Raw genomic sequence first — 26956 nt, 5'->3', positions numbered from 1 at the left:
GGGGGCCGCGCACAGCGACGCCGACGGAGCCTCGTCACCGTGCGCGTCTGGGCCAGGCTGGCCCCGGCCCACGGGGCGATCGCTGCCGCGACGGTGGCGGGCGGGGCCGACAGACCCGAGAGGGTGCCGTAGTGGGTGGCGCCCCAGCGGTCGGTGACGGCGGTGGCTTGGAGGAGGAGGGTGAGGTTGCCGTGGGCCATGCCGGCCGCGGCTAGGGCCGTGTCCGATGGGTGGCGTGATGCTCCCGCCACCCGCCCACCGGGCCTGCCGGCGATGACCGTGTCACCGGTCATCGCCGTTGTCAGCGGGCGTCGGCCTCCAACGCGGTGGGCCTTCCCGTGGCGAGCATCGCAGAGCAGCGCCGCACGGCGGACACGGGCTCGGGGCCGGCTCAGTACTCAGTATTTCGTCAACCGTCCGGGCCGCTCGAAGTAGAAGCCCCTGGGCCCCTGACGTTCACCACTCTCCCCAGTGGGTGGGCCTGCCGCGACCCCCTTGACCAGCGCGCTGCCGTTTAGGACGCGCTTGCCGTCGAACCGGTGGCCGGTGAAGCCGAACATATGGGTTCCCCGGCCCAGCCGCAGCAGCCCCAAGGTGACGTGCGTCGCCGAGAGGGGCACACCGTCGGACACCAGCGGGATGGACAGGAAGAGGTTCTTCTTCTCGCGCGCAGCGGGACCGGTCCACAGCGCAACTGTCACCCGGGGCTCGTCCAGGTCGGGGATGCACCCGCGCACGTAGTACGGCCTGGCGACCGGGGTGGTGGTGTAGTGCCACAGCGCATCCGCGACGGCGCACTGCGTACGGAACAGCGAGTCTGGGGAGACGGCCGCTAGCGGTTGACCCATGACGGGCACTTCTGCACCCCTCTGCAGTAGGCGGTGATCACACCGATCTTCCCCTTCGCGCCGGGGGCGGTGTAGCGGCCGTCGTCGGTCTTCTTGGCGTAGCGCACTTTGACCACGAAGTCGACCTGGCGCCCATTATGGAGGGCCGAGCCCCAACACTCGAGGTTGCGCTGCTGATCGGACTTCGACAACGCACCATCCCCGACCCACGGCCGACACTGTGAGAACAGGACACGTCGGTCAGAGATGTCAGGAGCCAGACCCCAGATCCGGGACAGCACCCACCCATCCTCGTGCCCCCACAACATCCGAACCCGAGGTGCTCAAACTCGACCGCCGACCGCACCTATGCGGCAACTGATGTTCGTTGATGGCGGCGAACGTGCGAGAGATACAGCCGTGACGAACGCGATGCGGCAACCCTGTGTTCCTCCGTGGAGCGACCTCCTGATCTGCGCAGCGATCCACCGTCTCGGGCGGATCATGCAAGTGAAGCCCTCCCCTCGCCCAACGACGTTCAAGAGACGTGAACTTGGACTGTCGGTGGCGCGTGGTATCCCTGAAGGCATGACACCTTACGGATCATGTCAGGAATATTTTGAGGGATAAAACCGTGTATCCTTAGTGGAGTTGAGACTTGCCAGGGCTGGAGGTGGGCCGTGAGTGATCAGAAGGAGTTGCTGGCGGATCCCGCCATGCTCGCCCTGGCGCGCGACTCTCGGGGGTGGACCCAGTCCGAGCTTGCCGAGCAGATGTCGCAGGTGGACGGCAACCGCATCACGCAGGGGTACGTAAGCCGGGCTGAGGCCGGACGCATCCCGGTCCGGGCGGAGCGGGTGCTCCTGTTCGCCGCCGCGCTTCGCTTCACCCCCGAAATGCTGTGCCAGGCCACTGATACGGCCGGGGTAGGCATCGGGCTGATACACCACCGGAAGCGGGTCTCTTTGGGAGCCCCTGCGCTGCGCCGGATTCATGCGACGCTGGCGCTCACCCGCCTCCAGGTCGAAGCGGTGACGCAGGCGGTAGACCCCCGTCGTCCCCACCGGTTCAGGCCCATTGAAGTCAACGACTTCGACACTCCCGCGGACGCTGCGGAGACGGTACGCGAAGAGTGGAACGTTCCCGCCGGCCCCATCGACGACCTGGTCGCGCTGCTCGAAGACGCCGGCGCCCTGGTCGTCGTCCGCGATCTGGGTACCACCGAGCTCGACGCCGTCAGCCAGTGGCCGCACGGCAGGGCGCCGCTGGTACTCCTCAACTCCTCTGTCCCCGGGGATCGTTCACGCTTCAGCCTCGCTCACGAGCTAGGCCATCTGATCATGCACCACGAGCCGGGCGAGGGGCGTACTCAGGAGGCCCAAGCCGACCGGTTCGCCGCTGAGTTCCTCATGCCGCACGAGGCCATCCTGGGCGAGCTGAAGCCCGGCGTCGACGTCGCCCGCCTCATGGATCTCAAAGCCCGCTGGGGGGTCTCCATGGCCGCTCTCATCCGGCGGGCCGTGGACCTGGGCGTGATCAGCGAATGGCAGTACCGCACACTCATGGTCGAGTTGTCCGCGCTCGGCTACCGCACCAACGAACCAGTCGTCATCCGGCGCGAGACCCCGCACCATATCGCCCAGGCCGTCACCCGGCTTGAGGCACAGCACCACCTCAGTGCGACCGAGACCGCTCATCTGGCGGGCCTGGGTCGTGAGGAGTTCCACGAGATCTACTTGTGCGCTTCTTCTCCCTCCGGACACAAGGACGTGCCGGACCCTTCTGCGAGGTGATTCATGAGCAACGCTCCCGATCCCAGGCGGCGACCGCCCGCCGTGAAGACGCTCGACCACACCGTGGCAGCGGTGCCGCTCCTGCAGGGCCGGGTACTACTGCACGAACATGCCCAGTACACTCCCCGACCTCGCCCGGCCCTCGATGACGGCCTGAGCGGCGTGGTCATGACGGGTGCCAACGCTGACGCACGCGCCTTCCAGCTCCGCGCCGACGTCGGCTACCAGGGCACTCTGCTGATCGACAGCGCCGTGTACACCACGTACACGGCAACGGCGGAGGAGCCGTTCATGGCTCCTCCCGACGAACTGTTCGCCGCCGTGGACACCTCGCTGAACTTCCAGAAGGCTCGAGGGGCAACCGCAGCGCTGACACCCACCGGCTACATACCGCCGGCGAACTCCCGTGCCCTGAAAGCGGTTATGCGGGAAGCCAACCGCATCGAGCGAGCAGATACCCTTGTCTCCCTTCCGATCGATGTCACCTGGCTGAGCCGGGAGAACATCGGCCAACTGATCGCGGTCTGCGACAAGATCCGTCACCCGAAGGCAGTCATCCTCTTCCGCCAGTTCGACCCGCTGGGACAGACGAAGGACATCCCGGCCAACTTGCGCAGGCTGTTCACCGAGGTCGAGCACATGTCACTGCTGCGCACAGACCTCGCAGCTCTCGACGTGATGGCGCACGGCGCCCTCTGCGCGGGAATCGGCGTCCAGAGCTCGCTCCGCCACGCGATACCGCCCGACGAGAAGGCCCAGATAGGCAAGCGCGGTGGCGGGCCCACGTACCCGCACATCCTGATGCCGCAGTTGATGTGCTTCAAGGGCGCCGAGTTCTTGTCCAAGGTCTACGGCAATGCCGATCCGGCAACCTGCGACTGCGAGGAGTGCGACGGGCGCAGCCTCGACAGCTTTTACCTTTCCGACGGTGAAACGCGGCGTGAGGCCGAGAACCACAACATCCACACCTGGGGCGCATGGGTCAGCGACATGGCCAGCTACCGAGCCGGCCCCGAGCGTAGGACGTGGTGGCGCAACAAATGCGCTGCAGCCGTCGACCACTACGCACTGGAAAACCAGCGCATCGGAATGGGTGCGAGTCCCAAGTCCGGGTTCCAGGTACCCGCGCCGCTCAAAGCATGGGCGACGTTGCCCGTCACTCAATAGCCGGATGCACCCCCTCAGGGGAGCTGACGGTGGACGTCTTCCAGGAATTTCCAGCCGGCAACCGTATGGCGCTTGCGCACGAAGGGACTGGGTGGCACAACAACCTCGACCGCATCACCCTGGACATGGAGCAACCCAATGCCGTAGAAGTCAGCGCGCATCACCGCCTCGTTCTTGCGCCGCAACGCGCCATCGATCAATACGGAACGAGCAGTGAATGGCGTGAACCGCTCGGCCCGCTCCATCGCCGATTCCCAGCTGCGTCCGGGCACGAACACCATGTCGACGTGGACCGGCTGGGTTGCCAGACGGGTAATCGATCCGTCGCGTCGGACCACCGCCCCCTTCGGCAGGCCCTTCAACGCTCGGCGTTCCCTGCCGTTCAGTGATCCGGCAGGAACAGGCTCGCCAAGCGGCAGCGCCATCAAGAGGTTCAGGGCATCCGGTCGCGTCAGCGGTGGCATACCCGCAGCCGCCCGTCGCTCCCGCTCTCGCGCCTCGACTCGGTAGGCCGCAACGACCTTCGCTCCCTCGGCTTCAACAACCGCCAGGTTCGCACCGCGGGGTACGAGATCGCCGGGAGCCAGCGCTCCCGCAACCACGCCCAAGGGCTCTCGTGCCGCGATTGCCATCGACCAACCCGCTCTCGTACTGCACCGACGCTCTCCCCAGCAGGGCTGTACGCGCTCATCCTTACCGCTTGCCCCGCGCCACCGGAAGCAGCCTCAACAACAAAGCCAACAGACCTCGACCGGCCCTGGACACGGGAACGCGTCCAAACGAACGGCAAGGCTAGTACAGACACTCGTGCGATCGTCGACCGCTACCCCGGATAGCTCCGCATCGGTCATCCGGCGCCCAATCGCTGCACCATCCGCACCCACAACAGGTCACGGACGGGCGACTGCGATCGTAGCCATCCCGCGCCACAATGCCTACAGCTGTTCGAATTCTTGGGCGCCCCGACCTACCGGAAGCATCTACTCCCAAGTCGCGGCCGACCAGCGCCGCGCCAGCGGCCCCGCAGGCCGACGGGGGTCAACATCTGTCACGTCCGTGTCACCAACAGCGTCGACGCACCTGGACCACGAAAGCCAAACCCGCGTGAACAGCATCGAATTGGACCATGTGGACGCCAGAAGACGGTTCCGACTACCTGTTCGCGGTCCGACTCCTCCAATCATCCCGCTTTCGGGATCGGATCAGCAGGCCGCGGAGCGGGGGGCAGCGGATGTGACGGCGTCCGCCGCCCATGGCCGTCGCTGGCCCATGGCCGTCGCTGGCCCATGGGGCCATATTGACCGGATGCTGCCTCCGTTTTACGCTGATCTCAATACGGAGGCAGCCTTCGTTTTACAGGAACCGCGGAAACGGGAGTGCGTATGGGCACTGAGGACCGGCGTGGACGCAAACCACGTGCGGACGTCATGCGCAACCGTGCAGCTCTCCTGGAAGCCGCGCAGCGCCACTTCCTGAGGTATGGGGTGAGCACCTCGCTCGAAGCGGTCGCCAAGGAGGCCGGGGTCGGGCCCGCGACGCTGTACCGGCACTTCCCGACCCGGGAGGCACTGCTGGCCGCGGTGCTGCAGACGCGGTCGGACGAGCTGATGGCCCGCCGGGCGCAGATCGCCCCGATCAATGACCCGGCCGAGCGGCTGCGTCAGTGGCTACGGGCAATGGAGGCGTACTTCAGCGCTTTCAGTGGGCTGCCGGAACCGCTCATGGCCGCGGCCAAGGCGCAGGAGCCGGACAATCCCCTGACCCTGCCGTGCGACATCCTCATCGCCACCACGGACGAGTACGTCAAGGCCGCCCAGCGGACGGGACGCGCCCGGCCCTCGGTGACGGGGTTCGACCTGTTCCTCGCCGCCTGCTCGGTGGCATGGCTCATGGGCACCGGCGGCGCCGACGAGGAAGCGCTCGGCCGGCTGCGCGACCTCATCGAGAGCGGATATCGCCGACCCGGCGACACGGAATAGACCCCGGCCGAAAACCCCCGCACGCGCACGAGACCCCGTCGGACGTAGGCGTCGACTACGCCGCCCCTCTCCGGGGAATGACGCGACTTTTGGAAGGACAAATCATGAGACTTGGCATCATCGGCACCGGTCTGATCGGCACCTCGCTGGTCCGCACGTTCAGCGCCGGGGAACACGACGTGCAGGTGGCGAACTCCCGAGGCCCGGAAACCGTGGATGCCACCGTGCTGGAGTTCGGGGCGCGCGCGGTGGCCGCGGAGGAGGCTGTGCGGGGCAAGGACGTGATCATCCTGTCCGTCCCCTTCACGCGCGTCCCGGACGTGGCCGGACTCTTCGCCCACGTGCCGACCGAGACCGTGGTCATCGACACCTCCAACTACTTCCCCCATCTGGGCGGTCGCGTCGACGCGGTGGAGGACGGTCAGGTGGAGAGCCTCTGGGTGGCCGAGCAGCTGGGGCGCCCCGTGGTGAAGGCGTGGAACGCGGCCTTGGCAGGCACCCTGCAGACCAGGGGTGTACCGGCGGGAACCCCGGGCCGTATCGCTCTCCCGGTCGCCGCCGACTCCGAGGAGGCACGCCGGGTCGGCATGCGCCTGGTGGACGAGAGCGGTTTCGACCCCTATGACGCCGGCGTGCTGGCCGACTCCTGGCGCCAGCAGCCGATGACGCCCGCCTACTGCACCGAGCTGAGCCTGTACGACCTGGAGCGGGCTCTGGCCGCCGCCGACCGCAGCGAGGCACCGCGCAACCGGGACCGTCAGATGAGCCGCTTCGCCACGCTCACCTCCGCTCCCACGCTGGAGGAGGCGGTGGAGCTCAACCGCTCTCTCCACCGCTGACACACGGCCCCTGCCCGCGGCACGGCCGGTGCGGTCGCGCCGCGGCAACGACAACACCCCTCGAAGGAACCTGTCGTGCCCACCACCGCCTCCCTCTTCACCGACCTCGTACGGACCCGGCACTCTCCCAGGCAGTTCCTGCCCGCCCCGCTGTCTCCTGCGGACATCCGCGGTGTGCTGGAAGACGCCCAGACCGCTCCCTCCAACAGCAACACCCAGCCGCCACGCGCCCGCCAGCCAGAGGACAGGCCCTGGCACAAGCGCGGGCCCGGGAGGCGTATCCGGGGACTTTTCAGGCGGTGACCTTGCCGAAGATGTGGTTGGCGGGAGCGTCGGGGTCGTTGCCGTAGAAGAACTCTTCGAGTGCCTGGTGGAACTCGTCACGGTCCAGTCCGCCGGAACCGTCGAGGTCCAGAGCGGCGAAAACGGCGGCACAGTCGCCGCCGGGAACGGCGGCGACCGAGTCGAACATCTGCTGGAACTCGGCCTGGTCGATCTTGCCGTCTCCGTTGAGGTCGACGAGGTCGAAGAAGGAGTTGGTGACCGGCGCAATCTGATGCGGGTAGAGCGCGCGGTCGGTCAGGACACTCTTGAAGCCTTCGATCATCTCCCGCACATCGACCTTCCCGTCACCGTCCTTATCCATCGGAGCGATGACGTTCGACCAGAACTGGTCCATCCCCTCGGTGAGCCGGCGGACGGTCTCGGCATCAGGGGTGGTCTCGCGGGCGCTGATGTAGCGCTCGCTCATCTTGCGGACGTCGTGCTGGGTAATGAACCCGTCGCCGTCGACATCCGCGCCCCTGAACCACTGGCCGTACTTGAGGTCTTGAAGCGCAGTCATGACTGCGCACCGTATTCACACAGTTACGGAGACGCAAGCGTCCGAGTGAAGGCTGGGCGCCCGGTCGGACCTGCCGACCGGGCGCCCGACGACGGTGAACACGGCATACTCCCCCGTCGTTGAGTTGGCTTCGTTTCAGTGTTCGAGGTGTGGTGGTGCGAAGGCGAGTACCTCCTCGACCGGCCCGTCGTAGACCTCGACGTCGACGAGAGCACTGTGCGCGCTGGGTCCCTGGGACAGACGCGAGCACCCGCGGTCCCCGGTGAGGGTGTTCGGGTTGCCGTGGCGGTCCAAGGTTCCGCTCCGGCCCGGCTGGGCCGGGTCCCACCACGCTCCGGTGGACAGCTGGATGACGCCGGGCATAACGGCGTCCGACAGGATCGCGCCCGCCAGGCAGCTGCCTCGGTCGTTGAAGACGCGCACGATCATGCCGTTCTCGATACCGCGTGATGCCGCATCTTGCGTATTGATCGTCACGGGCTCGCGGCCGTGGATCTTTGACTTGAGGCTGTGGCCGCCGTTGTCGTACTGGCTGTGCAGGCGTGAGGCAGGCTGATTGGAGATCAGGTGCAGCGGGAAGCGGTCCGCCAGGTCGGCGCGAAGCCACTCCACGGGTTCGAACCACGTCGGATGTCCGGTGCAGTCGTCGTAGCCGAACGAGTCGATCTCCTCGGAGAAGATCTCGATCCGGCCCGACGGTGTCGTCAGGGGGAAGCGCTGCGGATCAGAGCGCAGTGCTTCGAAGCTGCCAGGAAACGGCCCGCTGAGTGCCGGCAGTTCGACACCGCAGGCGCGTTGCCAGAAGTCGTCGAAGTCTGGCAGGGACGCGTCGCCGCCGAGGCTCGCCCGTGTCTGGACGTACAGATGCCGGACCCATTCGATCTCGGAACGCGCCTGGGTGAACTCGCGCTCATAGCCGAGCCGGGCAGCCAAAGCGGCGAAGATCTGGTGGTCGGTGCGTGCCTCGCCGGCCGGCTCGCGGACCTTCGGCATCGCGACGAGGTGAGGGTCGGAGAACCCCGCGGCGAAGTCGTCACGCTCCAGGCTGGTCGCGACGGGAAGCACGATGTCGGCGAACTTCGCCGTGGTATTCCACCAGGCTTCATGGACCACCACCGTGTCCGGGCGTTGCCAGGCTCGGGTGAGGCGGTGGAGGTCTTGGTGGTGGTGGAAGGGGTTTCCTCCGCACCAGTAGATCAGGCGCAGGTCCGGCAGGGTCAGGCGCTGACCGTCGTAGTCGATGGTCGCGCCCGGTTCCAGCAGGGTGTCGGCGATCCGGGCGACCGGAATGAAGTCCGCAACAGGGTTCGCCACCCGCGGCATCGACGCGACCGACGGTCGGCCCGGGGCAACACCGGTAGCGTCCATCGTTGCGTAGCCCGCGCCCCAGCCGCAGCCGGGCCGGCCCAGCGAACCCGCCATGGCCGCCAGCACGACCGACATCCAGATCGGCTGCTCACCGTGGTCCGCCCGCTGTATCGCGTAGTTGACCATGATGAGGGAACGCTGTGTGGACAGGCGGCGGGCGAGATCGGCGATCGTGTCGCGGCTGATGCCCGTGGTCCTCGCAGCCCAGTCGGCGTCCTTGACGACGCCGTCCACGTCGCCGGTTAGGTAGGAGGCGAAGCGGTCGAACCCCTTACAGCAGCGGGTGAGGAAGTCCTCGTCGTGCCAGTCGTTGACCAGCATCGTGTGCGCGATGCCGAGCATCAAGGCAGTGTCGGTGTTGGGGATGACCGGCAGCCACTCTGCGTCGAGGAAGTCGGCGGTGTCACTGCGGATCGGGCTGACGTTCACGAACCGCACCCCGGCCTCACGGCACTTCCGCTGCAGGTCCTGCGTCTGGTGCCGGGCCAGCCCGCCAGGGTTGATCTGGCTGTTCTTCAGAGCCAGCCCCCCGAACGCCACCACGAGCTCACAGCTCTCGGCGATCTCGTCCCACATCGGCATCCGGGACTGGTAGCTCCACGGAGCCCCGCCGATCACATGCGGAAGGACGACCTCAAGAGCGGCGGTGCTGTAAGTGTTGCGCGAGTCGGTGTAGCCCCCGCCCAACGCCAGGAACCGCTGGAGCTGACCCTGCGCATGGTGGAACCCGCCCGCACTGGCCCAGCCGTACGAGCCGCCGAACACCGCGCTGTCCCCGTGCTGTGCGCGCACTCGGCGCAATTCCTCGCTCACCAGCGTGAGCGCGTCGTCCCAGCTGACCTCTACGAAGCCGTCCGCACCTCTGGCCGTTTCATCGGCGCGCGGCAAACCATTGAGCCACCCTTTGCGCACCGCGGGACGCAGCACACGCGCACTGTCCTCAGCAGCCGTCACCATGCTCGGGCCGATCGGCGACGGCGCGGGGTCATCACCTCGGGGCTCAATGCGCACCAGTTGACCCGAATCGACCACGGCTACGAAATTGCCCCAGTGCGTCGCCACCGGCATGCGTCGTTCCACCGTGCATCAACTCCATCCCTGAAGTTTCTCCGGCTCTCGAACAACGGCCGCTACACCATCGGGGTTCCGCGTCAGTCAGCGGTCCGCAGGACACAGGCTCCCCCTGGCGGATGCTGCCCAACCCCGACGGTGCGCAGGACTCCTACCGCCGCCATCCAAGCGGAGCCCGGAGCGCCTCTGTCGACCGCGACCTGACTGACCATAGTCCGACACCAGCGTCTAGGTCCTGGACCACCTCGCTCCAAGGCGTCGAGGGACGGTTGGAGCGCCGGAGCCGGCGCGGAACTGTCACGGTCACCGTCGAGGGGCCCGCACGAGCGCACGAACCTCGCGGGCCGTCCCGAACACGCCGACGCGGAACGGCGCCGGCACGATGCCGTGCTGCGCTGGCTGGTGAAGACGTCCGACGTCATCCCGGCCGACCCCGACCCGCGCCGACCCATCGTGGCCCTGCCCGCCCCGGCCGCATCCACCCCCGGTCCTGAACAGGGCCAGGGCGCCGGGCGCCTCGGTCAGGTCGTCCTTGATGGGAGGTACCGGCATGACCTCGGCTCTCGCTGCCGGCAAGGCCCGGTCGCCCGTCGTTCCGTTCCCTCACACCTCACCGGGCAGTACGCGGGTGCGGCCGATGGCGCCGAGCCAGGCGGCCGAGGGCTTGGGGGTACGGACGAAGGTCCCTCGGTCGACGGCGATCAGGCCGAAGGTCGGCGCGTAGCGGCCCCATTCATAGTTGTCCAGAGCGCTCCAGTGGAAGTAGCCGCGGACGTCGATGCCGTCGCGCATGGCGGCGTCCAGGGCGTCCAGGGCGCCTGTGGTGTAGTCGATGCGGCGGGAGTCGTCGGCGGTCGCGATGCCGTTCTCGGTGACGATCAGCGGGGTGCCGCTGGTGACGGCGGCGCTGTGCCGCAGGGCGTGGCCGAGCGCCTGCGGGTAGTACTCCCATCCCATGAGGGTGAGTTCCGCGCCCTCGGGCACGGACAGCCGGCCGTTCGGGCCGATGAGGGTGCGGGTGTACGCCTGTACTCCGAGCCAGTCGTCGCCGCGGGCGGCTTCGAGGAAGACGTCCACCCGGGGGTGCCGGAAGGCCGCGGCAACGTCCTCGGCTCCGGGCAGGGGCTGGCACACCAGGTTGGCGACGGACCAGCCCGTACTCGTTTGTGGCGCATGGGACTTGACCGTGTCGACGGCGCGGGCGTGCGCGCGTATCAGGGCGTCGGTGGTGGCTTCGTCCGGGGCCGGCGGGTTCTCGGCGAAGTCGACGGGCTGACCGGAGGCGAGGGCCGTCTGCGCGGCAGCCATGACGGCGAGAATGTTGGGCTCGTTGATGGTGCATACGTGGGCCACGTCCGTGGCGAAGATGGGTGCGGCTGCCGTGAGGTAGCGGGCGAAGAGTTCGTCCGACCCGGCGGCGGCCCAGCCGCCGCGCTGGGCGAACCAGCGGGGTGCGGTGAAGTGGTGCAGGGTCACCATGGGGCGCAGGCCCCGTTCGCGGGCGCCTTCGACCATGCGCCGGTAGTGGGCGATGGCGGCACGGGAGAACTCACCCGGGGCCGGTTCGATGCGGGCCCATTCGATGCTGAACCGGTAGTCGGTGAAGCCCAGTTCGGCGAGCAGGTCCATGTCCTCGCGCCAGCGGTGGTAGCTGTCGCAGGCGTCGCCGCTGGGTTCTTTGACGTAGGGGATTCCGCTGTGTTCGAACTCCCACCAGTCGCTGTTGGTGTTGCCGCCCTCAATCTGGTGGGCGGCGGTGGAGGCGCCCCACAGGAAGCCCTCGGGCAGTCGTCGTTCGTGCGTCATGAGCTGGTTCTCTCTTCTCTGTGTCCGCGTGCGGGGGCGGTGGGTGGGAGTGTGCAAAGGGGCGAAGCGTCAGGCGGTGGGGTCGAGGGCTTGTTCGCGGCGCGCGTGCAGTTCCTTCTGGACGCGCGCCACGTCATCGGCGTACGAGCGGTGCAGGAGCGTCAGGAAGGCGCCGTTGATCAGCATGAGGACGACGAGGACCCACAGGAAGACGGTGCGCAGTCCGACGGCGTCGCCGAGGAAGCCGGCGCCGAGGCTGTAGGCGGCCCAGGCGATCGCCTCGACGATGGAGAGGTAGAGGGCGAACGCGGCGCCGCGCAGTTCGGGTGGGGTGATGGCCATGACCATGGGGCGGTTGACGCTCGGGTTGATGCCCTGGGTCGCGCCCATGAGGGCGAAGAAGACGCAGAACAGGGCGATGCCGCCGTAGTCGAACTGGGTGCCGAAGTAGGCGAAGAGCGCGAAGGTGAACTGGGCCGCCTGGAGGACCGCGACAGGGCCGTGGCGCGGGCTGCGCCGGGTGGCCCGGTCTGCCGCGAAGCCGCCGAGGAGCGTGCCGAGGAAGTAGCCGACGCCGAAGGGCAGCAGCACGATCGACGCCTTCTGGGTGCTGAAGCCATAGACGTCCACGAGGAAGACCACGCCGAAGGTGCCCACCAGGAGGTGTCCGGACAGCAGGCGCGAGACGAGGAGGATCACCAGGCTGCGGATCTTGAGGAGGGAGAGCGCCTTGGTCCAGGTGAGTTTCGCCTGGGCGTCGCGGGTGGCGCGGTCCAGATCGGCGAGCTGCTCCTCGGCCGCGCCGTGCCCCGGATCGCGGAACCCCGTCCAAAGGGCGAGTCCCAGCAGGATGTTGAAGACGCCGACGCCCCACAGGCCCCAGCGCCAGCCGTCGTCGACACCGGCCAGCTGGCCCTTGAGCGGGCCGATCACGGCGGTGGCCAGGGAGACCGCGCCGTAGACCACGCCGACCGCGCGGCCTCGGGACGAGCCGCCGAAGAGGTCGCCGATCAGTTCCGTGATGATGGGGTTGGCGGCGGCGTAACCGGCCGCCAACACGGTGTAGAGGATGAGGAGTTGGGTGAAGTTCTGCGAGAAGCCCGCGGCCACGCCCCAGACGCCCCACAGTCCGGTGGCCACGACGAGGACGCTCTTGCGTGACCAGCGCTGCGCCGCCCACACCCAGAAGGGGCCGGTGAAGGCACCCACGATCTTGGCCGCGGCGGTCAGCATCCCCAGCGCGCCCAGCGAGACGCCGAGGGACTGCCGGATCAGCGGGAAGAGGCTGTTGACCAGGCTCGACTCGGTGCTGTCGACCAGCATCGTGCCGCCGAGCAGGGACAGCTGCCGCCAGCGCCCCTCGACCTGGACCTCGGCTTTGGGCGTGACGGGGCTCTGGCTAAGCTCAGGCATCGCGCCTTCTCTTTTCTCTGCGTTCTTCTTGGCGGGAGAGCTGCGGGAGGGAGAGGGCAATCGCCGGTGACGGGGCGGCAACCCCGTCACCGGCTCACATGGCCGTTACGGCCTCAGAGTTGGGCGAGTTCCTCGGCCACCAGGCGGAGGTTCGACGGCGGGAACAGCGCGCCCGCCATCGCGGCGACATCGATGAGCGGGGTCGCCCCGATCATCTGGAGGAGCTCGGAGTCGGCGACGCCGGGCAGGTGCCTGCGCAGCACTTCGACGGCGACCGGGTCGGAGATCAGCGCCGCGAGGGGCGTACGCAGCGAGAGGCGTCCCTCGGGGAAGTCCTCGGCGCGGGGCAGCGGTTGGGCGGCCCGTTCGGCCTGCTCGCGCTGGGCCCGCACCAGGAGGTGCTTCTCCGTGACCGGGCCGTGGGCGGGCAGACCGAGGCGTTCGTACTGGCTGGCCGGTGCGTCGCACGCGCGCATCAGCTCCACCAGGAGGTCGACCATGCGCAGTTCGGCGTCGTCGTCGACCAGCGGGGTGTGCTGCTCGGGGTCGGTCTCCAGGTCGAAGAGGAGCGTGCCGTGGTGGTAGGGGTTGACGAGGGTGCGGCCCGGCACGCGCAGGGTGCGGATGTCCTTGGTGAAGTCGAAGGGCTCGGCCAGTTCCAGGTCCGCGAGTTCGGCGGGCGAGAAGCGGCCCCGCATGTGGGTCGGCATCAGGGTGTGTTCGTACAGGGGCGCGTTGTCGGGTGCGGCGGGCGCCCGCATGTAGACATAGCGGCCGTCGGTGACGTTGACGTGTCCGCCGTGGATGCCGAACAGGCCCGCCTCGCGCACCGGCGTGTCCTCGGCGACCGGGAGGGGCGCGCCCTGCATGTCGCCGGGGCGGTCGACGCCGAAGAACTCGAGGAGGGTCGGTGCCACGTCCACGGTCTGTACGAGCGCCGAACGCCGTTCGCCCGCGCGGCGGTTGCGCGGGTCCCAGGCGAACAGCGGCAGGTGGACCAGTTCGTTGAACCAGGGCTGGACGCTCTTGCCCCACCAGCCCTTCTCGCCGAGCAGCAGCCCGTGGTCGGTGTTGACGATCAGCAGGGTGTCGTCCCACAACTCCAGCTCGTCCATGGTGTCCAGGACCCGGCCGAGCGAGTGGTCGCACATCGACAGGAGCGCCCCGTACTCGAAGCGGGCGTGCTCCACCTGGCCATCGGTCTCGACGACGCGCTTGTAGTCGGGCCAGTCGAAGTGCGGGCCGTCGTAGTCGTGCGGGTAGAGGTCCTTGTACGGCTGGTGGCTGAAGAACGGCTCGTGCGGGTCGAAGGTCTCGATCTGCACGAACCACCGGTCGGCGTCCTGGTTCGTCCGCACGAACTCCAGGCCCGCGTCGAAGGTGAGGGTCTGCGGGTGCCGGTCCTCCGTCGCCATGTGGGGCCGGTTCACCCAGTCCTGGCGGTAGGAGCCGAACCGCATCCGCTTCAGGTCGCCGGGTATCTCCGGGTCGGACACCTGGCCCTTCCAGGGGTCGCCTTCCTGGCCGCGGAAGAACTCCCAGGTGTTGTAGCGGCCGTGGTAGGTGGCGCCGCCGTCCTCCCAGTAGTGCGGGTGGTCGCTGACGAGGTGGGTGTAGACGCCGTTCTGCTTGAGGAGTTCGGGCATGGAGTCGTCGAACGGCTCGAGCGGGCCCCAGCTGCGGTGCAGGAAGTTGTGCCGCCCGGTGTGGAGTTCGCGGCGGGCCGGCATGCAGGGCATCGAGCCCGCGTAGGCGTTGTCGAAGGTGACGGCCTTCTCGGCGAGCCGCGCGAAGTTCGGAGCGTGCGTCCAGTCGCCTCCGTAGGGCGGCAGCATGTGCCGGTTGAGGCTGTCGAACATCACCATGATGGCCCTCATCGGACGGGCTTCCCTTCTGTCAGGCTGCGCAGGGTCTGCTCCAGCCAGGCGACCCAGCGGTCCATGGCGGCCGCGCCGAGCGTGTGGAGCGCGTCGTGGACCTGTAGGTCGAGGTCCTGGTCGAGGCCGGGCGCCGGGCCCTCGTAGTGCAGGGTGCGGTCGCGGTCCCGGTTCTTGGCGATCTGCGCGCGGCGGTGATCGAGTTCGGTTGCGACGATCCGGATCGCGGCGTCCTTGTCGAGGGGCGCCGCGACGCTGAACCGCGCGAGGAAGTCGATCTCCTGGAAGCGGCTGGGCGGCTCGTAGGGCGAGCGCACCCATTCCAGGAGGACCTCACGCCCGCGCGGCGTGAGCCGGTACACCTTGGCGTCCGGGCGGCCCTCGCGCGCGTCGACCTCGTGCCGCACCCAGCCGTCGGCCTCCATCTGCCCGAGCTTGCGGTAGATCTGGCTGTGGTGCGCCCGCGCCCACAGGAACTGCCCTTCGATCTCCAGCCACTTGCGCAGGTCGTACCCGCTGTAGGGGCGACGGGCCAGCAGGCCGAGCAGGACGTACTCGAACTTCACGAACGTGGACTCCCTCAGTGCGTCAGCTGTGTGCGACGCTCTCTTATGTGCAGTTTCACCTAGGTGAGAATTCATATACTTACGTCATGGAGACGTCAATGGGATGTTGCGCACCGGAAACCCGGATCTGCTCCACAGGACCGCTGCCCACGCCGGCCCGCGTACCGCCCGTCCACGACCAAGTCGCCCTCCCCGGCGGCGATTTCCTGATGGGAGACGCCTTCGGCGAGGGCTACCCGGCCGACGGCGAACAGCCCGTGCACGCGGTACGCGTCACCCCGTTCGCCATCGATGTCACGGCGGTGACCGTGGCGATGTTCCAGGCGTTCGTCGCCGACACCGTGTACGTGACCGTCGCCGAGCGGGAGGGCAGTTCCGCCGTGTTCCACCTGGCCGTCGCAGCCGAGCGCGCGGACCTCCTCGGGGCAGACCCGGCTGCCCCCTGGTGGCTGGAGGTACGGGGAGCCGACTGGCGCCACCCCCACGGGCCGCTGTCCGCCGCGGAGCCGGACCACCCCGTGGTCCACATGTCCTGGGACGACGCCCTGGCGTACTGCGCGTGGGCGGGCCGCCGTCTGCCGACCGAGGCCCAGTGGGAGTACGCGGCCCGCGGCGGACACGCGGGCCGCCGCTTCCCGTGGGGCGACGAACTCACCCCCGACGGACGGTGGTTGTGCAACATCTGGCAGGGCGCGTTCCCGTACGCCAACACCGGCGCGGACGGCTGGCTGGCGACCGCCCCGGTCCGCACGTACCCGCCCAACGGCCATGGCCTGTACGAGGTCGCCGGGAACGTCTGGGAATGGTGCGCGGACTGGTTCGCCCCCGACTACTACGCCCACTCCCCCGCCGCCGACCCCCAGGGTCCGCGGAGCGGTGAGCGCCGTGTCATGCGGGGCGGCTCCTACCTGTGCCACCACTCCTACTGCCACCGCTATCGCGTGGCCGCCCGCTCGGCCAACACGCCGGCGTCCAGCAGCGGGAACTGCGGGTTCCGCACGGTCACCGTGTGAGGGGCGCCGGGGGGTCAGGAAGTCTCCTCCTTCCCGGCGCCCGCGGCCGACCGCACCGTCTCGACCAGTTCCTGTACGTCGCCGAAGCCCAGGGGAACGATCGGGAGCTGGGCGAGCTGGCTGAGACGCATGTTGGCCACCATGCGCTGACGGGAGCTTCCCTCCTCGGGGTAGGCGTCGCCCATGGACGTCCGGACCCGGCTCAGCAGCGCCTCGACGGCCGGGCCGCCCACGGGATGGGCGAGCCATACCGCGACGGTCGAGTCGGCGTCGGGCAGGTCGGCATAGGCGTCGCCGTCGACCCGGACCGTCGCGGTCAGCCGGATGTCGCGGCTTGAGGCCCCGACGTCGATGCGATGGTCGGCGTCCTCGACGAGCCAGGTATCGGCAGCGGTGTCGAAATAGGCGAGGTCGGCGCGGGCGATGCGGACGGTGACGTCCCTTGTCTCGCCGGGCGCCAGCCAGGTCGTGCCGAAGCCCTTCAGCTCCCGTACAGGACGCCGGGCCCGCTCCCCCGGCGCGGCCACGTACACCTGGACGACCTCGTGACCGGCCCGCTCCCCCGTGTTGGTGACCCCCACGGTGACGTCGAGCCCGTCCGCGTCCGGGGCCACCCGCAGATCCGCGTAGTCGAACGTGGTGTAGGAGAGGCCGTGCCCGAAGGGGAAGGAGACCGCCATGTCGCGGGCGTCGTAGTGGCGGTAGCCGACGAACTGTCCCTCGCTGTAGGTGACATGGCCGTTCTCGCCGGGCCACGCCAGGTAGGCCGGGGTGTCGGCGAGCCGCAGCGGGATGGTCTCCGCGAGGCGCCCCGACGGGTTCGCCCGGCCGAACAGGAGGTCGGCGGTGGCCGAGCCACCGGCCTGGCCGGACAGCCAGCCTTCCAGGACGGCCGGTACGTCGTCGATCCAGCCGGCCAGCCGGACCACGCCACCGTTGGACAGGACCACGACGGCGTTCGGGTTCACCGCTACGACGGCGGCGAGCAACCGGGTCTGCTCCTCCGGGAGTTCGATGTGTCCGCGGTCATAGCCCTCGGACTCGAAGCTCGGCGGCAGACCGAGGAACAGCACGACCACGTCCGCGCTGTCGGCCGCGCGGACAGCCTCCTCGTGCAGCGCTGCCGCCTCGGCGTCCGGAACATCAACGGGGAAGCCGGGAGCGAAGGTGACGCGCGCCGCGGGCGCGGCCTCAATGACCGAGGTGAGAGCGTCGTCGAGCCGGGTCGGGGTCACGCGTGAGCTGCCCTCACCCTGGTAGCGGGGAGTGCGCGCGAACTCACCGATGACCGCGATGTGTTGGGGAGCGGCAGGGTCCAGCGGGAGGAGCGCGCCGTCGTTCTTGAGCAGCACCGCCCCGCGCGTGGCGACCTCGCGGGCCAGGTCGTGGTGAGCGGCCGGGTCGAAAGCGGCGTCGGGGCGCGCGTGCGCGGCTGCCTTGCGCGCGAGCGCCACGACCCGCGTAGCGCTGCGGTCCAGCGCCTCTTCGGCGAGTTCACCTGATTCCACGGCCGCGACGGCTCGCGCGGGGCCGACGCCGGACGAGGTCGGCATCTCCAGGTCGAGCCCGGCCGCAAGGGCCCGCACCCGGTCGACGACGGCGCCCCAGTCGGAGACGACCAGGCCGTCGTAGCCCCATTCGCCGCGCAGGACGTCCGTAAGGAGCCACGGATTCTGCGACGCGTGCACGCCGTTGACCCGGTTGTAGGCGCACATGACGGTCCAGGGATCGGCCTCTGTCACGACGCGGTGGAAGGCCGGGAGATAGATCTCGCGCAGGGTCCGTACGTCGATGTCCGCGCTGACCGACATGCGGCCCGTCTCCTGGTTGTTCGCGGCGAAGTGCTTGACCGAGGCCCCGACCCCACGGGCCTGCAGTCCCTTGACCCAGGCCGCCCCCAACACCCCACTGAGCAGCGGGTCTTCGGAGAGGTATTCGAAGTTGCGTCCGCACAGCGGGCTGCGCTTGATGTTGACGCCGGGGCCGAGCAGCACGTGCACGCCGTGCGCGAGGCACTCGCGGGCCAGCGCGCCGCCGACCCGTCCCGCGAGGTCGCTGTCCCAGGTGGAGGCCAGGGTGACGGCGGGCGGGAAGCAGGTGGCCGGGGCGCTGCCGTTGATGCCCAGGTGGTCGGCGTGGGTGTCGTTCTGCAGCCGCAGCCCGTGCGGGCCGTCCGAGAGGCGGACCGCCGGGACGCCCGCGTCCGGGACCGCAGTGGTGTGCCACCAGCCCGCGCCGCTGGTCAGGTCGGCCTTCTCGGCGAGGCTCAGTTGGGCCACCGCCTCGCCGGGCGTCGGCGTCCACGTCGGCTGGTTCGGGGTGTTCATGTCTTCTCCTTGGAGCGGGGTGCGGGTTGGTGCGCGGTGCGTAGGCGGTGGTGGGTCGGCCGTGGTCATCGGACGCTCTTCACGCGCAGCACCGCCACCGCGCCGAGCAGCGCGAAGGCCAGGGCGAGAGGGAAGAGCGTGCGGTATCCGCCGAGCCTCAGGACGACGGCTCCGGCGACGGCGGGCGCGAGGACCTGCGGCAGGGTGGCCGCGACGTTCACGACGCCGAGGTCGCGGGCGAAGGACCGCTCGGACGGGAGCACTTGGGAGATGAGGGCGGTGTCCACGCCCTGGAAGCAGCCGAAGCCGATACCCACCAGGAAGGCCATCGCGGTCATGCCGGTCATGGTGGGGACGGTGAACGGGAGGAGCATGGCGCAGCCGATGAGGGACGCCGAGGCCACCACGAACACCTTGCGCCGGCCGAGCCGGTCCGACAGGGGTCCGGTGATGACGGCGGCCGGGACCAGTCCCGCGACGGCGGTCAGCGCGAGGACGGGTACGCGGTCGATCGCCTCGTCGTGCAGGCCGATGTAGTCCTGCAGGATGTAGAGCTTGTAGCCAAAGACCAGGAAGTACGCCAGGTTGGTGCACAGCCTGCTGATGAACACCCAGAAGAAGTCGGGGTGCGTGCGCGGATTCGGCAACAGGCCGCCGAGGAACTCACGTATCTGGAAGGGCTCTTGGGGCGCGTTCCGGTTCGGGCGCTCGGGGTTGAGGGTCACGAGGATGACCGCCAGGGCCGTGGCGAGCAGCGCGAGCGCCACGTACGCCGTGGTGATCCGGTCCTCGAAGGCGGCGGCGAGGGTCTGGCCGAGGAGCGAGCCGCACAGGGAGCCGAGGCCGGTGACGGTGGAGAACAGGCCGCGCTTCTCGGGCGGCACCCGGTCGGGCATGACGGCCGAGAGCGGGCCCGCCGCGACGTTGTAGCCGATCTGCACCAGGCACCACAGGGCCACCATCGCCGGTATGGAGCGCGCGAATGCCATGCCGATCAGCGCCAGGCCACCGATCGCCACACCCGCCACGATCCAGGGCCCGCGCCTGCCGAAACGGCTGCGGGTCCGGTCCGAGAGGGCTCCCGCGACGGGCTGGGCGACCATCGCGACGAGCGCGCCCACCGTGGTGACGACCGCGAGCGTGCCGACCTTCGCATCCTCGCCGACCGTGCGCTGGATCTGGAGGGCCAGCAGGGTGCCTGGGACGGCTCCCCATACGAGGGCGATGCCGAGCTGGGCGGGACCGATGCACGCCATCAGGCGCCGCAGCACCCGGCCGTCGACCGGCGGGGCGGCCGATCCTGCCGGTCCGGCCGATCCTGCCGGCTCGGCAGGGAGCGGGTAGGGAGCACGGAGCTCCCCGGAGGGTCTCGCCATCGGGACCTTCTTTCAGTGGGCCGCACGGGGCCGCACCTGCGACTGGCGAGAAACAGTACGGCGTACTGTTTTTGAGGACAAGGCTTTGCGCGGGCGGGATTCCCGCCGCATAGGGTGGGCGCGTGACAGCCAGAAGCTCCTACCCCAAAGGGGTCGCCAAACGGGAGGAGATCCTCGGGGTCACCCTCGAGATCTTCGGCCGCGAGGGCGAGCGGAACACCACCCTGCGGATGGTCGCCAAGGAAAGTCGCATCAGCCTGACCGGACTGATGCACTACTTCGAGTCCAAGGACCATCTGCTCACCGAGGTCCTGCGCGCCAACGACCGAGCGGCCGAGGTGCGCTTCCGCGCCCCGGGCGGCGTGCACGATCCGGGCGAGTTCCTGGCAAGGGCCCTGACGGTGAACGCTGCGAACGCCGCCCGCGTCCGGCTCTACGTCACCCTTGCCGCAGCCTCGACCGACCCCGCGCACCCGGCCCACACGTACTTCAGGGAACGCTTCGCCCTGCTGCGCGCCACGATCGCCGAACATCTCGAGTCCGAGCAACGGGCCGGCCGGGCGAGCTCCGGGCTCGACCCGCACTTCACCGCCTCAGCCCTCATCGCCGCAACCGACGGCATACAGCTCCAGTGGCTGAGCGACCCCGACATCGACATGGCCGAACAGGTCCGCCGCGTCTGGCGGAAGCTCACTGCGGCGCCCGGCCCGTCGGACGCCGACGCATCACGCACTTAGCACCTCAGACACGGTCGGCCACGTCGTGGCCCGTGACCGCGCGGGCATAGGCGTACAGGGCGGTGATCACTTCGGTGCGGGAGCGGCGGCCGGCAAGGATCTCCATCTGGTAGCCGTCCTCCATGGCGACGAAACTCGCCGCGAGCAGGCGCGGTGGGTCCTGGAGGGTGAAGTGTCCCTGACCTTGCCCGAGGACCAGGATTCCTGAGTACACGGCGATCTGGCGTTCCGTCAGTGCGCTGTCGAGGGCCGCGGCCCTGGCGTCGCGCAGACAGCGCGGCCAGTACTCGAACAGGAGCCGGGTCAGCACGTCGTCGGGGCCGCTCGCGACTCCCTTGTCGATACAGGCACCGAGCTGATCGCGGGCGTCGGCGAAGCGGTTCGCGGCCTCTTCGCGTTCCTGGCTGTAGCGCTCGATGGCCTGCTGATAGGCCGCGTGGACCAGAGCGTCCAGGTCGCCGTAGTAGAGCACCGCGGCGGGGGTGACCCCCGCTTCGTCCGCGATGTCGCGCAGCCGCAGGCCCTCCAGCCCGCGCGCCACGAGAGCGCGCTCCACCGCTTTGCCCAGCTCGGCCCGACGGGCCTCCTTGCTGCTGCCCTTCCTCGCGGCCACGCCGTCCCCTTCACCATTCTGTTGTACGCGGATTTAAAGATAGCCCGGCACCTATTGACGTGCCATTGACGCACGTCTTAAATCTGCGTTTAACAAACCTGCGGCCTACGGAGGCACCATGCCCAACCCGACCGACGCCGAGGCCAGAACGGGGCCCGAGCCCGCCCCGGACAAGGGTTTGCGCAGCGGCTCGGTGGGCCTGCTCGCCTCCATCACCCTCGGGCTGTCCTGTGTCGCCCCGGCCTACAGCATCGCCGTCACCCTAGGCTTCGTGACCCTGACCGTCGGGGATCTCGCGCCGGCCGCACTGCTGCTCGGCTTCGTCCCGATCCTGCTCACCGCGTTCGCCTTCCGTGAGCTGAACCGCGAGATGCCGGACTGCGGCACCACCTTCGTGTGGACCACCCGCGCGTTCGGGCCTCTGACCGGCTGGCTCACCGGCGGCTGGGTGGTGCAGACCGCCACGCTCATCGCGATGACGGCCCTCTCCCAGGTCGGCGCCACCTACCTGCTCCAGTTGCTCGGCCTGCACTCCCTCGCCGACAGCAGCACCGCCGTGGCGATCACCGCGGTGGCACTGCTCGCGGCGGTCACCTCGATCGCGTACCGGGGCCTGCAACTGGCGGCCTCCGTCCAATACGTACTGCTCGGACTGCAACTGGCCGCCCTGCTCGGCTTCGGCGCCGCCGCGTTCGCCCGGCACGGCGCCGTCACCCCGTCCCTGGCCTGGCTGAACCCGTTCGCCTTCGACGGCTCCGGCCCCTTCGCCGAGGCGGTGATGCTGTGCCTGTTCATCTACTGGGGCTGGGACGCACTGATCACCGCGAACGAGGAGACGCGCGACGGGGAGCGCGTCGCGGGCCAGGCCGCCGTCATCTCCACCCTCGTCCTCCTGGGGACTTACCTGTTCACCGCGTTCGCGGCGATCAGCTTCGCCGGCACCGGCACCGGCACCGGCGGCACCGGGCTCGGCAACCCCGACAACGCCGCGGACATCCTGTCCACCCTCGCCCCGCCGGTCCTCGGCACGGCACTGGCCAAGGTGATGCAGCTGGCCGTCTGCGTGTCCGCGGTCTCCGCCCTGCTCACCAGCCTCGTCGGCTCCTCCCGCGGCACCCTGTCCATGGCCGCCCATGGCGCCCTGCCCTCGGCCTTCGCCCGCGTCCACCCCCGGCACCGCACCCCTGGCTTCGGCACCGTGTTCATCGGCGCGACGGCCGCCTGCCTCCTCGTCGTGCTCACGCTCGTCTCCACCGACTTCCTCGGCGACGCCATCCTGTGCATCGGTCTGCTGATCGCCTGCTACTACGGCACCACCGCGCTCGCCTGCGTCTGGTACTTCCGGAGTCGACTGCGCGACTCGCTCCGCGACCTGCTCCTGCGCGGAATCCTGCCCCTGCTCGGCGGGCTGATGATGCTGGCCGCCTTCGCCCGCAGCGCCCACGACATGTACGACCCGGCCTACGGCAGCACCTCCTTCCACGGCATCGGCGGGGTCTTTCTCCTCGGCGCCGGATCCATCGTCACCGGAGTCCTGGCCCTGGCCGTCGTCCGCACCCGCTTCCACCGCTTCTTCCGCGACGGCCGCACCACCGTGGCCGAACTGACCATCATCGAGGACTGAACCGCCCATGCGCACGCTCGCCATCGCCGCCCTGCAGACCACCCCCATACCCCACGACCTCGAAGCGAGCTGGCAGCGCTTCGCCGACCAGGTCCGGTCCACCCGCGCCCTGTTCCCTCACGTACAACTCGTCGTCGCCCCCGAGCTGTTGCTCGCCGCCGAGGACGCTCTGCTGCAGCCGGCTCCGGACGACTGGATGGAACAGGCCGCTGTCACGGTCCCGGGCCCGCTCACCGACCGCATCTGCGCCCTGGCCGTGGAGACCGGCCTGTGGCTGATCCCGGGAAGCGTGTACGAGCGCGCCGAGGACGGGCGCATCTACAACACAGCCGTGGTGATCTCCCCGGAAGGCGAGATCGTCGCCCGCTACCGCAAGGTCTTCCCGTGGCAGCCGTACGAGAAGACCACCCCGGGCCACGAGTTCACCGTTTTCGACATCCCCGGCGCCGGTCGCGTGGGCCTGGCCATCTGCTACGACGGCTCGTTCCCCGAGACAGTGCGCCAACTGGCCTGGCTGGGCGCGGAGATCGTAATCCAGCCCACCCTCACCCCCACCCGCGACCGGGAGATGGAACTGGTATGCGCGCGGGCCAACGCCTGGACCAACCAGGTCTACGTCGTCAACGTCAACGCCGGTGACCCCGCCGGCGTCGGACAGAGCGCCGTCGTCGACCCGGAAGGCATCGTGCGCCAACAGGCCGGCCCGGGCGAGGAGACCCTCGTCGACGTCCTCGACCTCGACACCGTCACCCGAGTTCGCCGCTACGGCAGCGCCGGCATCAACCGCCCCTGGACCCAACTCGCCCGCTACGGAACGTCAGTGAGGCTCCCGATGTACGGCGGCGAAGGCATCCACACACCGGACTGGCTCAAGGACGAGACCCCGTAACGCCTCCCTGAGGCACTTCCATGGGCGGCTCGGCCGGAAGGAGTCGGCCGCTGGCTGGGAGCGCTGAGGCGACTGACGTGCAGCTGATCAAGGTCACGTCCCTGGACGTGACCTCCCAGCTCTTGCGACTGTTTGGCCAGGTGGAAGGTGTCCCGGGGCACCTCACGATGTAACACTTCCTGACTCACTTCAGCAGGCCGGGGAAAGCCGCCGACCGCGGCGGGAACGCGTCGGCGGAGAGCGCGGTCCCCGTCACGGAGAACACCGCAGCGACATGGGCGTGCCGACGTTTACCCCTGCGGCCCGACCAGATCGGCACCGGCAAGCCGGGCACGGTCTGACCCGATGCGGCCGGGTGCGTGAGTCCTGACCTCTCACGCACCCAGTGAGACGTACTACAACGCGGAGGAGATCCTCTGGTGGTCCAAGGGCGGCACACTGCACGGTGAGTCGGCCGATCACATCGGCTTCCTGGCCCGCATCACCGCGGAGCTACCCATTGGCCGGATCTATGGTCGGCTGCCCTCGCTCCGGACGAGTTGCGACAGCAGCTGATCGCTGTGGCACGGACGGGAAGCACCACGCACTGGCTCTTGTTGTCCGGTGGCAAGAACACCCCTCAGGACGGCGCTCGCCGCGAACGGAATCGTCTCTGGACCGGGGCCGTCCGGCGCGTGAGACCGGTGTGGCTGTGGGAGCATCGGCTCAGAACGGGGGCGGCTGGTCCGTCGAGGCCGAGGAGATCCCACACGGGTTGTTCAGGTCGCGCTGCTGCGTGCGCGCCTGCTTCAGCACCAACGGTCGCCGTGGAAGCCGGCCGGTACGTCGATGCCCGCGCGGTAGGCGGGAGTTGACCCTGGTCGAGGTGAGGGCAGGGACCGAGGGCTCGGGGTCAGGCCTGTTGCGGGGCCGGGTCGGGCCTGTGGTTCGGTCCAGGATCGTGACTCGGCTCAGCGAGGTCGGCCGGGCTCGCAGGCGTGGATGGGGCCGATACCGGTGCCGGCGTGGCGGCTGCGGATTCCCTGCTGAGGAAGGCGCCCAGTTCTCCGATGGTGCTCATCAGCGGGGCGGGGAAGACGACGGTGGTGTTCTTGTCGACGCCGATCTCCACGAGGCTTTGCAGGTTGCGGAGTTGGAGTGCCAGGGGGTGCGCCATCATGGTGTCCGAGGCGTCTCCGAGTGCCGCGGCGGCGAGCGATTCGCCTTCCGCGTTGATGATCTTCGCCCTCTTCTCCCGTTCCGCCTCGGCCTGCCTGGCCATCGCGCGCTTCATGCTGTCGGGCAGCTGGATGTCCTTGAGTTCGACCAGGGTGACCTCCACGCCCCACTCGGCGGTGGCGACGTCGAGGATCGCACGGATGTCGAGGTTGATGCGGTCGGTCTCCGACAGGGTCTCGTCCAGCGTGTGGCGGCCGACGACCTTGCGCAGAGTGGTCTGGGCGATCTGGTTGGTCGCGGCGTGGACGTTCTCGATGGCCACGACCGACTTCACCGCGTCCACGACGCGGAAGTACGCGACGGCCGATACATCGACGCTGACGTTGTCGCGGGTGATGATGCCCTGCGACTGAATCGGCATCGTGACGATGCGCAGCGACACCCGGTGCAGGACGTCGACGATCGGAACGATGGTGCGAAGACCGGGAGTTCGCGTTCCGGCCAGGCGTCCGAGCCGGAAGAGGACCCCTTCCTCGTACTGCTTGACAATCTTGAGGGCCATCGCGAGCCCCAGCAGGGCGAGCAGGCCGATGACGACGATGAGGATGATCAGGAGCTGCATGTGCGCCTCTATTCGGCGGGGGCCGTGCAATCGAGCGGTCAACTGCACGTCCCAGTAAGGAAGTGCGTCGGGTCAGCGCTGCCCGTGTGGCATGCGGATGCGGCGCCGTGGGCGCAGGCGCCCTCGGCCCCCGTCCCGGTGATCGCGGCGCTCGGGAGCGGAGCGCGGCTCGGAGGGGCTCGGGAGCGGCCGTTCGGTGCTGCCGCGAGTTCCTCGGCCAGTGGGCTGAGAGTGGCTGTAATGGTGCAGTGCGATCCTGTCGGCACGCTGGGCGGTGAGCCGCTGGATCACGTACGCCGCTCCAATGATCAGGATCAGCAGGACACCGGCGGTCAGGTACGTGTCCATGGCGATCACGTCCCTGCTCCCGGAGGGCCGGCCAGGGCCATGGCTGCCGCAAGGGTCGAGGACGCGCCGCCCTCGTACTCCCACACCTCCTCGGGGTCTTGTACCCGGCGGGCGGACGAGTCGCCGTGGCGGGCTTCCTCCGCGGCCAGCAGCGCGCTCGCGGTCAGCGGCGCCCCCGTGGGGTCGCTCGCTGCGGCCATCAGCCGGGCGGCGGCAGCAGGGCGGGTCTCCGGTGGGATCACCAGCAGGTCCCAGCGTCCGACACTGTAGGAGAGCAGCAGGAGCTTGTGCGGGTCGAGCTCCGGGGTGAACCAGCCGACCTTCACCACGTGCCCGTGGACGGGCACCTTGCGCGGGATCACGGGCCAGTGGGTGGGATTGACGGCGATGCGGGTGATGCGTCCCCAGTGCGGGTCCAGCACATCGGTCAGATCGGGCAGTTCACGTAGCAGGTCGTGCGAGCGGGGCCACCACGCGCCGTCCAGCAGTCCACGGAGGGCTTCCGGGGCTTTCAGCGAGAGGCGGGCGGCCAGTACGGCGGGGTCCGTGGGCGGCGGAGGGAGAAGGCTGATGGTCGCGGACATGGCGCGAACCCGTCTCCAGGCAGCGGTCCGAGGGTAGCTGCCTGGTGTATTTGCTCGCCGAGAACGACTAGGGCGCGCTGGCCGGTGTACGACATGCTCTCGGTATCTCCAGGTT

24 protein-coding genes and 1 pseudogene are annotated in these 26956 nt (G+C 69.1%); 9 read left to right on the top strand and 16 right to left on the bottom strand.

Going from position 1 to position 26956, the window contains the following annotated elements:
• Nucleotides 1–50 precede the first annotated feature (50 nt).
• The 3 genes and pseudogenes from AB0E78_RS36425 to AB0E78_RS36415 form a co-directional block, all read right to left on the bottom strand.
• Nucleotides 51–206, bottom strand: a pseudogene (locus tag AB0E78_RS36425) (MFS transporter); the annotation flags it as partial.
• A gap of 192 nt (nt 207–398) precedes the next feature.
• Nucleotides 399–848: a hypothetical protein gene (locus AB0E78_RS36420; protein ID WP_361842245.1), complete on the bottom strand. Its 450-nt coding sequence runs from the start codon at nt 846–848 to the stop codon at nt 399–401.
• Entirely contained in the window at nt 833–964 is a 132-nt protein-coding gene (locus tag AB0E78_RS36415; RefSeq protein ID WP_361842242.1) for a hypothetical protein, read from the bottom strand. Before AB0E78_RS36415 ends, AB0E78_RS36420 begins: the two co-directional genes overlap by 16 nt.
• A gap of 579 nt (nt 965–1543) precedes the next feature.
• Here AB0E78_RS36415 and AB0E78_RS36410 point away from each other — a divergent pair.
• Together AB0E78_RS36410 and AB0E78_RS36405 are read left to right on the top strand one after the other, a co-directional pair.
• On the top strand, nt 1544–2620 hold the full coding sequence (locus AB0E78_RS36410) for an ImmA/IrrE family metallo-endopeptidase (protein ID WP_361842239.1): 1077 nt from the start codon (nt 1544–1546) through the stop codon (nt 2618–2620).
• Between the two features lie 3 nt (nt 2621–2623).
• On the top strand, nt 2624–3787 hold the full coding sequence (locus tag AB0E78_RS36405) for a hypothetical protein (RefSeq protein WP_361842236.1): 1164 nt from the start codon (nt 2624–2626) through the stop codon (nt 3785–3787).
• Between the two features lie 14 nt (nt 3788–3801).
• On the opposite strand, the gene AB0E78_RS36400 is transcribed toward AB0E78_RS36405, so the two are convergent.
• Nucleotides 3802–4419, bottom strand: coding sequence for a hypothetical protein (locus AB0E78_RS36400; protein WP_361842232.1), 618 nt, complete (start codon nt 4417–4419; stop codon nt 3802–3804).
• 795 nt (nt 4420–5214) lie between these two features.
• Between AB0E78_RS36400 and AB0E78_RS36395 the strand changes: the two genes are divergently transcribed.
• From AB0E78_RS36395 to AB0E78_RS36385, 3 genes are all read left to right on the top strand, one after another.
• Nucleotides 5215–5766, top strand: a complete 552-nt coding sequence (locus AB0E78_RS36395; RefSeq protein ID WP_361842229.1) for a TetR/AcrR family transcriptional regulator — start codon at nt 5215–5217, stop codon at nt 5764–5766.
• A gap of 104 nt (nt 5767–5870) precedes the next feature.
• Nucleotides 5871–6605 carry an NAD(P)-binding domain-containing protein gene (locus AB0E78_RS36390; protein ID WP_361842226.1) on the top strand — a complete coding sequence of 245 codons (735 nt, stop codon included), beginning with the start codon at nt 5871–5873 and terminating at the stop codon, nt 6603–6605.
• A 75-nt stretch (nt 6606–6680) separates the two neighbouring features.
• Nucleotides 6681–6908: a nitroreductase family protein gene (locus AB0E78_RS36385; RefSeq protein WP_361842223.1), complete on the top strand. Its 228-nt coding sequence runs from the start codon at nt 6681–6683 to the stop codon at nt 6906–6908.
• Here AB0E78_RS36385 and AB0E78_RS36380 read toward each other — a convergent pair.
• The 6 genes from AB0E78_RS36380 to AB0E78_RS36355 all read right to left on the bottom strand — a co-directional run bounded on the left by AB0E78_RS36380 (nt 6898) and on the right by AB0E78_RS36355 (nt 15550).
• Nucleotides 6898–7449 (bottom strand): EF-hand domain-containing protein, encoded by a 552-nt coding sequence (locus AB0E78_RS36380; protein WP_361842220.1) that lies wholly within the window; start codon nt 7447–7449, stop codon nt 6898–6900. The two genes, AB0E78_RS36385 and AB0E78_RS36380, sit on opposite strands and share 11 nt — an antisense overlap.
• A gap of 135 nt (nt 7450–7584) precedes the next feature.
• A complete protein-coding gene (locus tag AB0E78_RS36375; protein WP_361842408.1) occupies nt 7585–9885 on the bottom strand; it encodes a molybdopterin-dependent oxidoreductase in 2301 nt (766 codons plus the stop codon).
• A 606-nt stretch (nt 9886–10491) separates the two neighbouring features.
• Entirely contained in the window at nt 10492–11694 is a 1203-nt protein-coding gene (locus tag AB0E78_RS36370; protein ID WP_361842217.1) for a family 1 glycosylhydrolase, read from the bottom strand.
• Between the two features lie 69 nt (nt 11695–11763).
• The gene (locus AB0E78_RS36365) at nt 11764–13107 is read right to left on the bottom strand and encodes an MFS transporter (protein WP_361842214.1); all 1344 of its coding nucleotides are present in this window, start codon (nt 13105–13107) and stop codon (nt 11764–11766) included.
• A 113-nt stretch (nt 13108–13220) separates the two neighbouring features.
• Nucleotides 13221–14984, bottom strand: coding sequence for a sulfatase (locus AB0E78_RS36360; RefSeq protein ID WP_361842211.1), 1764 nt, complete (start codon nt 14982–14984; stop codon nt 13221–13223).
• Entirely contained in the window at nt 14981–15550 is a 570-nt protein-coding gene (locus AB0E78_RS36355; protein ID WP_361842208.1) for a PadR family transcriptional regulator, read from the bottom strand. The genes AB0E78_RS36360 and AB0E78_RS36355 overlap by 4 nt, the downstream gene beginning before the upstream one ends.
• Nucleotides 15551–15636: 86 nt before the next feature.
• Between AB0E78_RS36355 and AB0E78_RS36350 the strand changes: the two genes are divergently transcribed.
• Nucleotides 15637–16563 carry a formylglycine-generating enzyme family protein gene (locus AB0E78_RS36350; RefSeq protein WP_361842205.1) on the top strand — a complete coding sequence of 309 codons (927 nt, stop codon included), beginning with the start codon at nt 15637–15639 and terminating at the stop codon, nt 16561–16563.
• 14 nt (nt 16564–16577) lie between these two features.
• Here AB0E78_RS36350 and AB0E78_RS36345 read toward each other — a convergent pair whose 3' ends face one another.
• Together AB0E78_RS36345 and AB0E78_RS36340 are read right to left on the bottom strand one after the other, a co-directional pair.
• Nucleotides 16578–18890 (bottom strand): glycoside hydrolase family 3 C-terminal domain-containing protein, encoded by a 2313-nt coding sequence (locus tag AB0E78_RS36345; protein ID WP_361842202.1) that lies wholly within the window; start codon nt 18888–18890, stop codon nt 16578–16580.
• Between the two features lie 65 nt (nt 18891–18955).
• Nucleotides 18956–20266 (bottom strand): MFS transporter, encoded by a 1311-nt coding sequence (locus tag AB0E78_RS36340; protein ID WP_361842200.1) that lies wholly within the window; start codon nt 20264–20266, stop codon nt 18956–18958.
• Between the two features lie 122 nt (nt 20267–20388).
• On the opposite strand from AB0E78_RS36340, the gene AB0E78_RS36335 reads away from it, so the two are divergent.
• Nucleotides 20389–21003 carry a TetR/AcrR family transcriptional regulator gene (locus tag AB0E78_RS36335; protein ID WP_361842197.1) on the top strand — a complete coding sequence of 205 codons (615 nt, stop codon included), beginning with the start codon at nt 20389–20391 and terminating at the stop codon, nt 21001–21003.
• Between the two features lie 4 nt (nt 21004–21007).
• On the opposite strand, the gene AB0E78_RS36330 is transcribed toward AB0E78_RS36335, so the two are convergent.
• Complete coding sequence (locus AB0E78_RS36330) at nt 21008–21616, bottom strand: TetR/AcrR family transcriptional regulator (protein WP_361842194.1); 609 nt, start codon at nt 21614–21616, stop codon at nt 21008–21010.
• 118 nt (nt 21617–21734) lie between these two features.
• On the opposite strand from AB0E78_RS36330, the gene AB0E78_RS36325 reads away from it, so the two are divergent.
• Both AB0E78_RS36325 and AB0E78_RS36320 read left to right on the top strand, forming a co-directional pair.
• Entirely contained in the window at nt 21735–23240 is a 1506-nt protein-coding gene (locus tag AB0E78_RS36325; RefSeq protein WP_361842191.1) for an APC family permease, read from the top strand.
• 7 nt (nt 23241–23247) lie between these two features.
• On the top strand, nt 23248–24129 hold the full coding sequence (locus tag AB0E78_RS36320) for a carbon-nitrogen hydrolase family protein (RefSeq protein WP_361842188.1): 882 nt from the start codon (nt 23248–23250) through the stop codon (nt 24127–24129).
• Between the two features lie 892 nt (nt 24130–25021).
• Here AB0E78_RS36320 and AB0E78_RS36315 read toward each other — a convergent pair.
• The 3 genes from AB0E78_RS36315 to AB0E78_RS36305 form a co-directional block, all read right to left on the bottom strand.
• Nucleotides 25022–25909, bottom strand: coding sequence for a slipin family protein (locus AB0E78_RS36315; protein WP_361842185.1), 888 nt, complete (start codon nt 25907–25909; stop codon nt 25022–25024).
• A 72-nt stretch (nt 25910–25981) separates the two neighbouring features.
• Complete coding sequence (locus AB0E78_RS36310; RefSeq protein ID WP_361842405.1) at nt 25982–26257, bottom strand: hypothetical protein; 276 nt, start codon at nt 26255–26257, stop codon at nt 25982–25984.
• A gap of 5 nt (nt 26258–26262) precedes the next feature.
• A complete protein-coding gene (locus tag AB0E78_RS36305) occupies nt 26263–26841 on the bottom strand; it encodes a DUF5994 family protein (protein ID WP_361842182.1) in 579 nt (192 codons plus the stop codon).
• Nucleotides 26842–26956 lie beyond the last annotated feature (115 nt).

Source organism: Streptomyces sp. NPDC032198, from assembly GCF_040636975.1.
GTDB lineage: Bacteria > Actinomycetota > Actinomycetes > Streptomycetales > Streptomycetaceae > Streptomyces.
The sequence above is the reverse complement of the archived record's forward strand: the minus strand, read 5'-3'. Positions and strand labels throughout refer to the sequence as shown.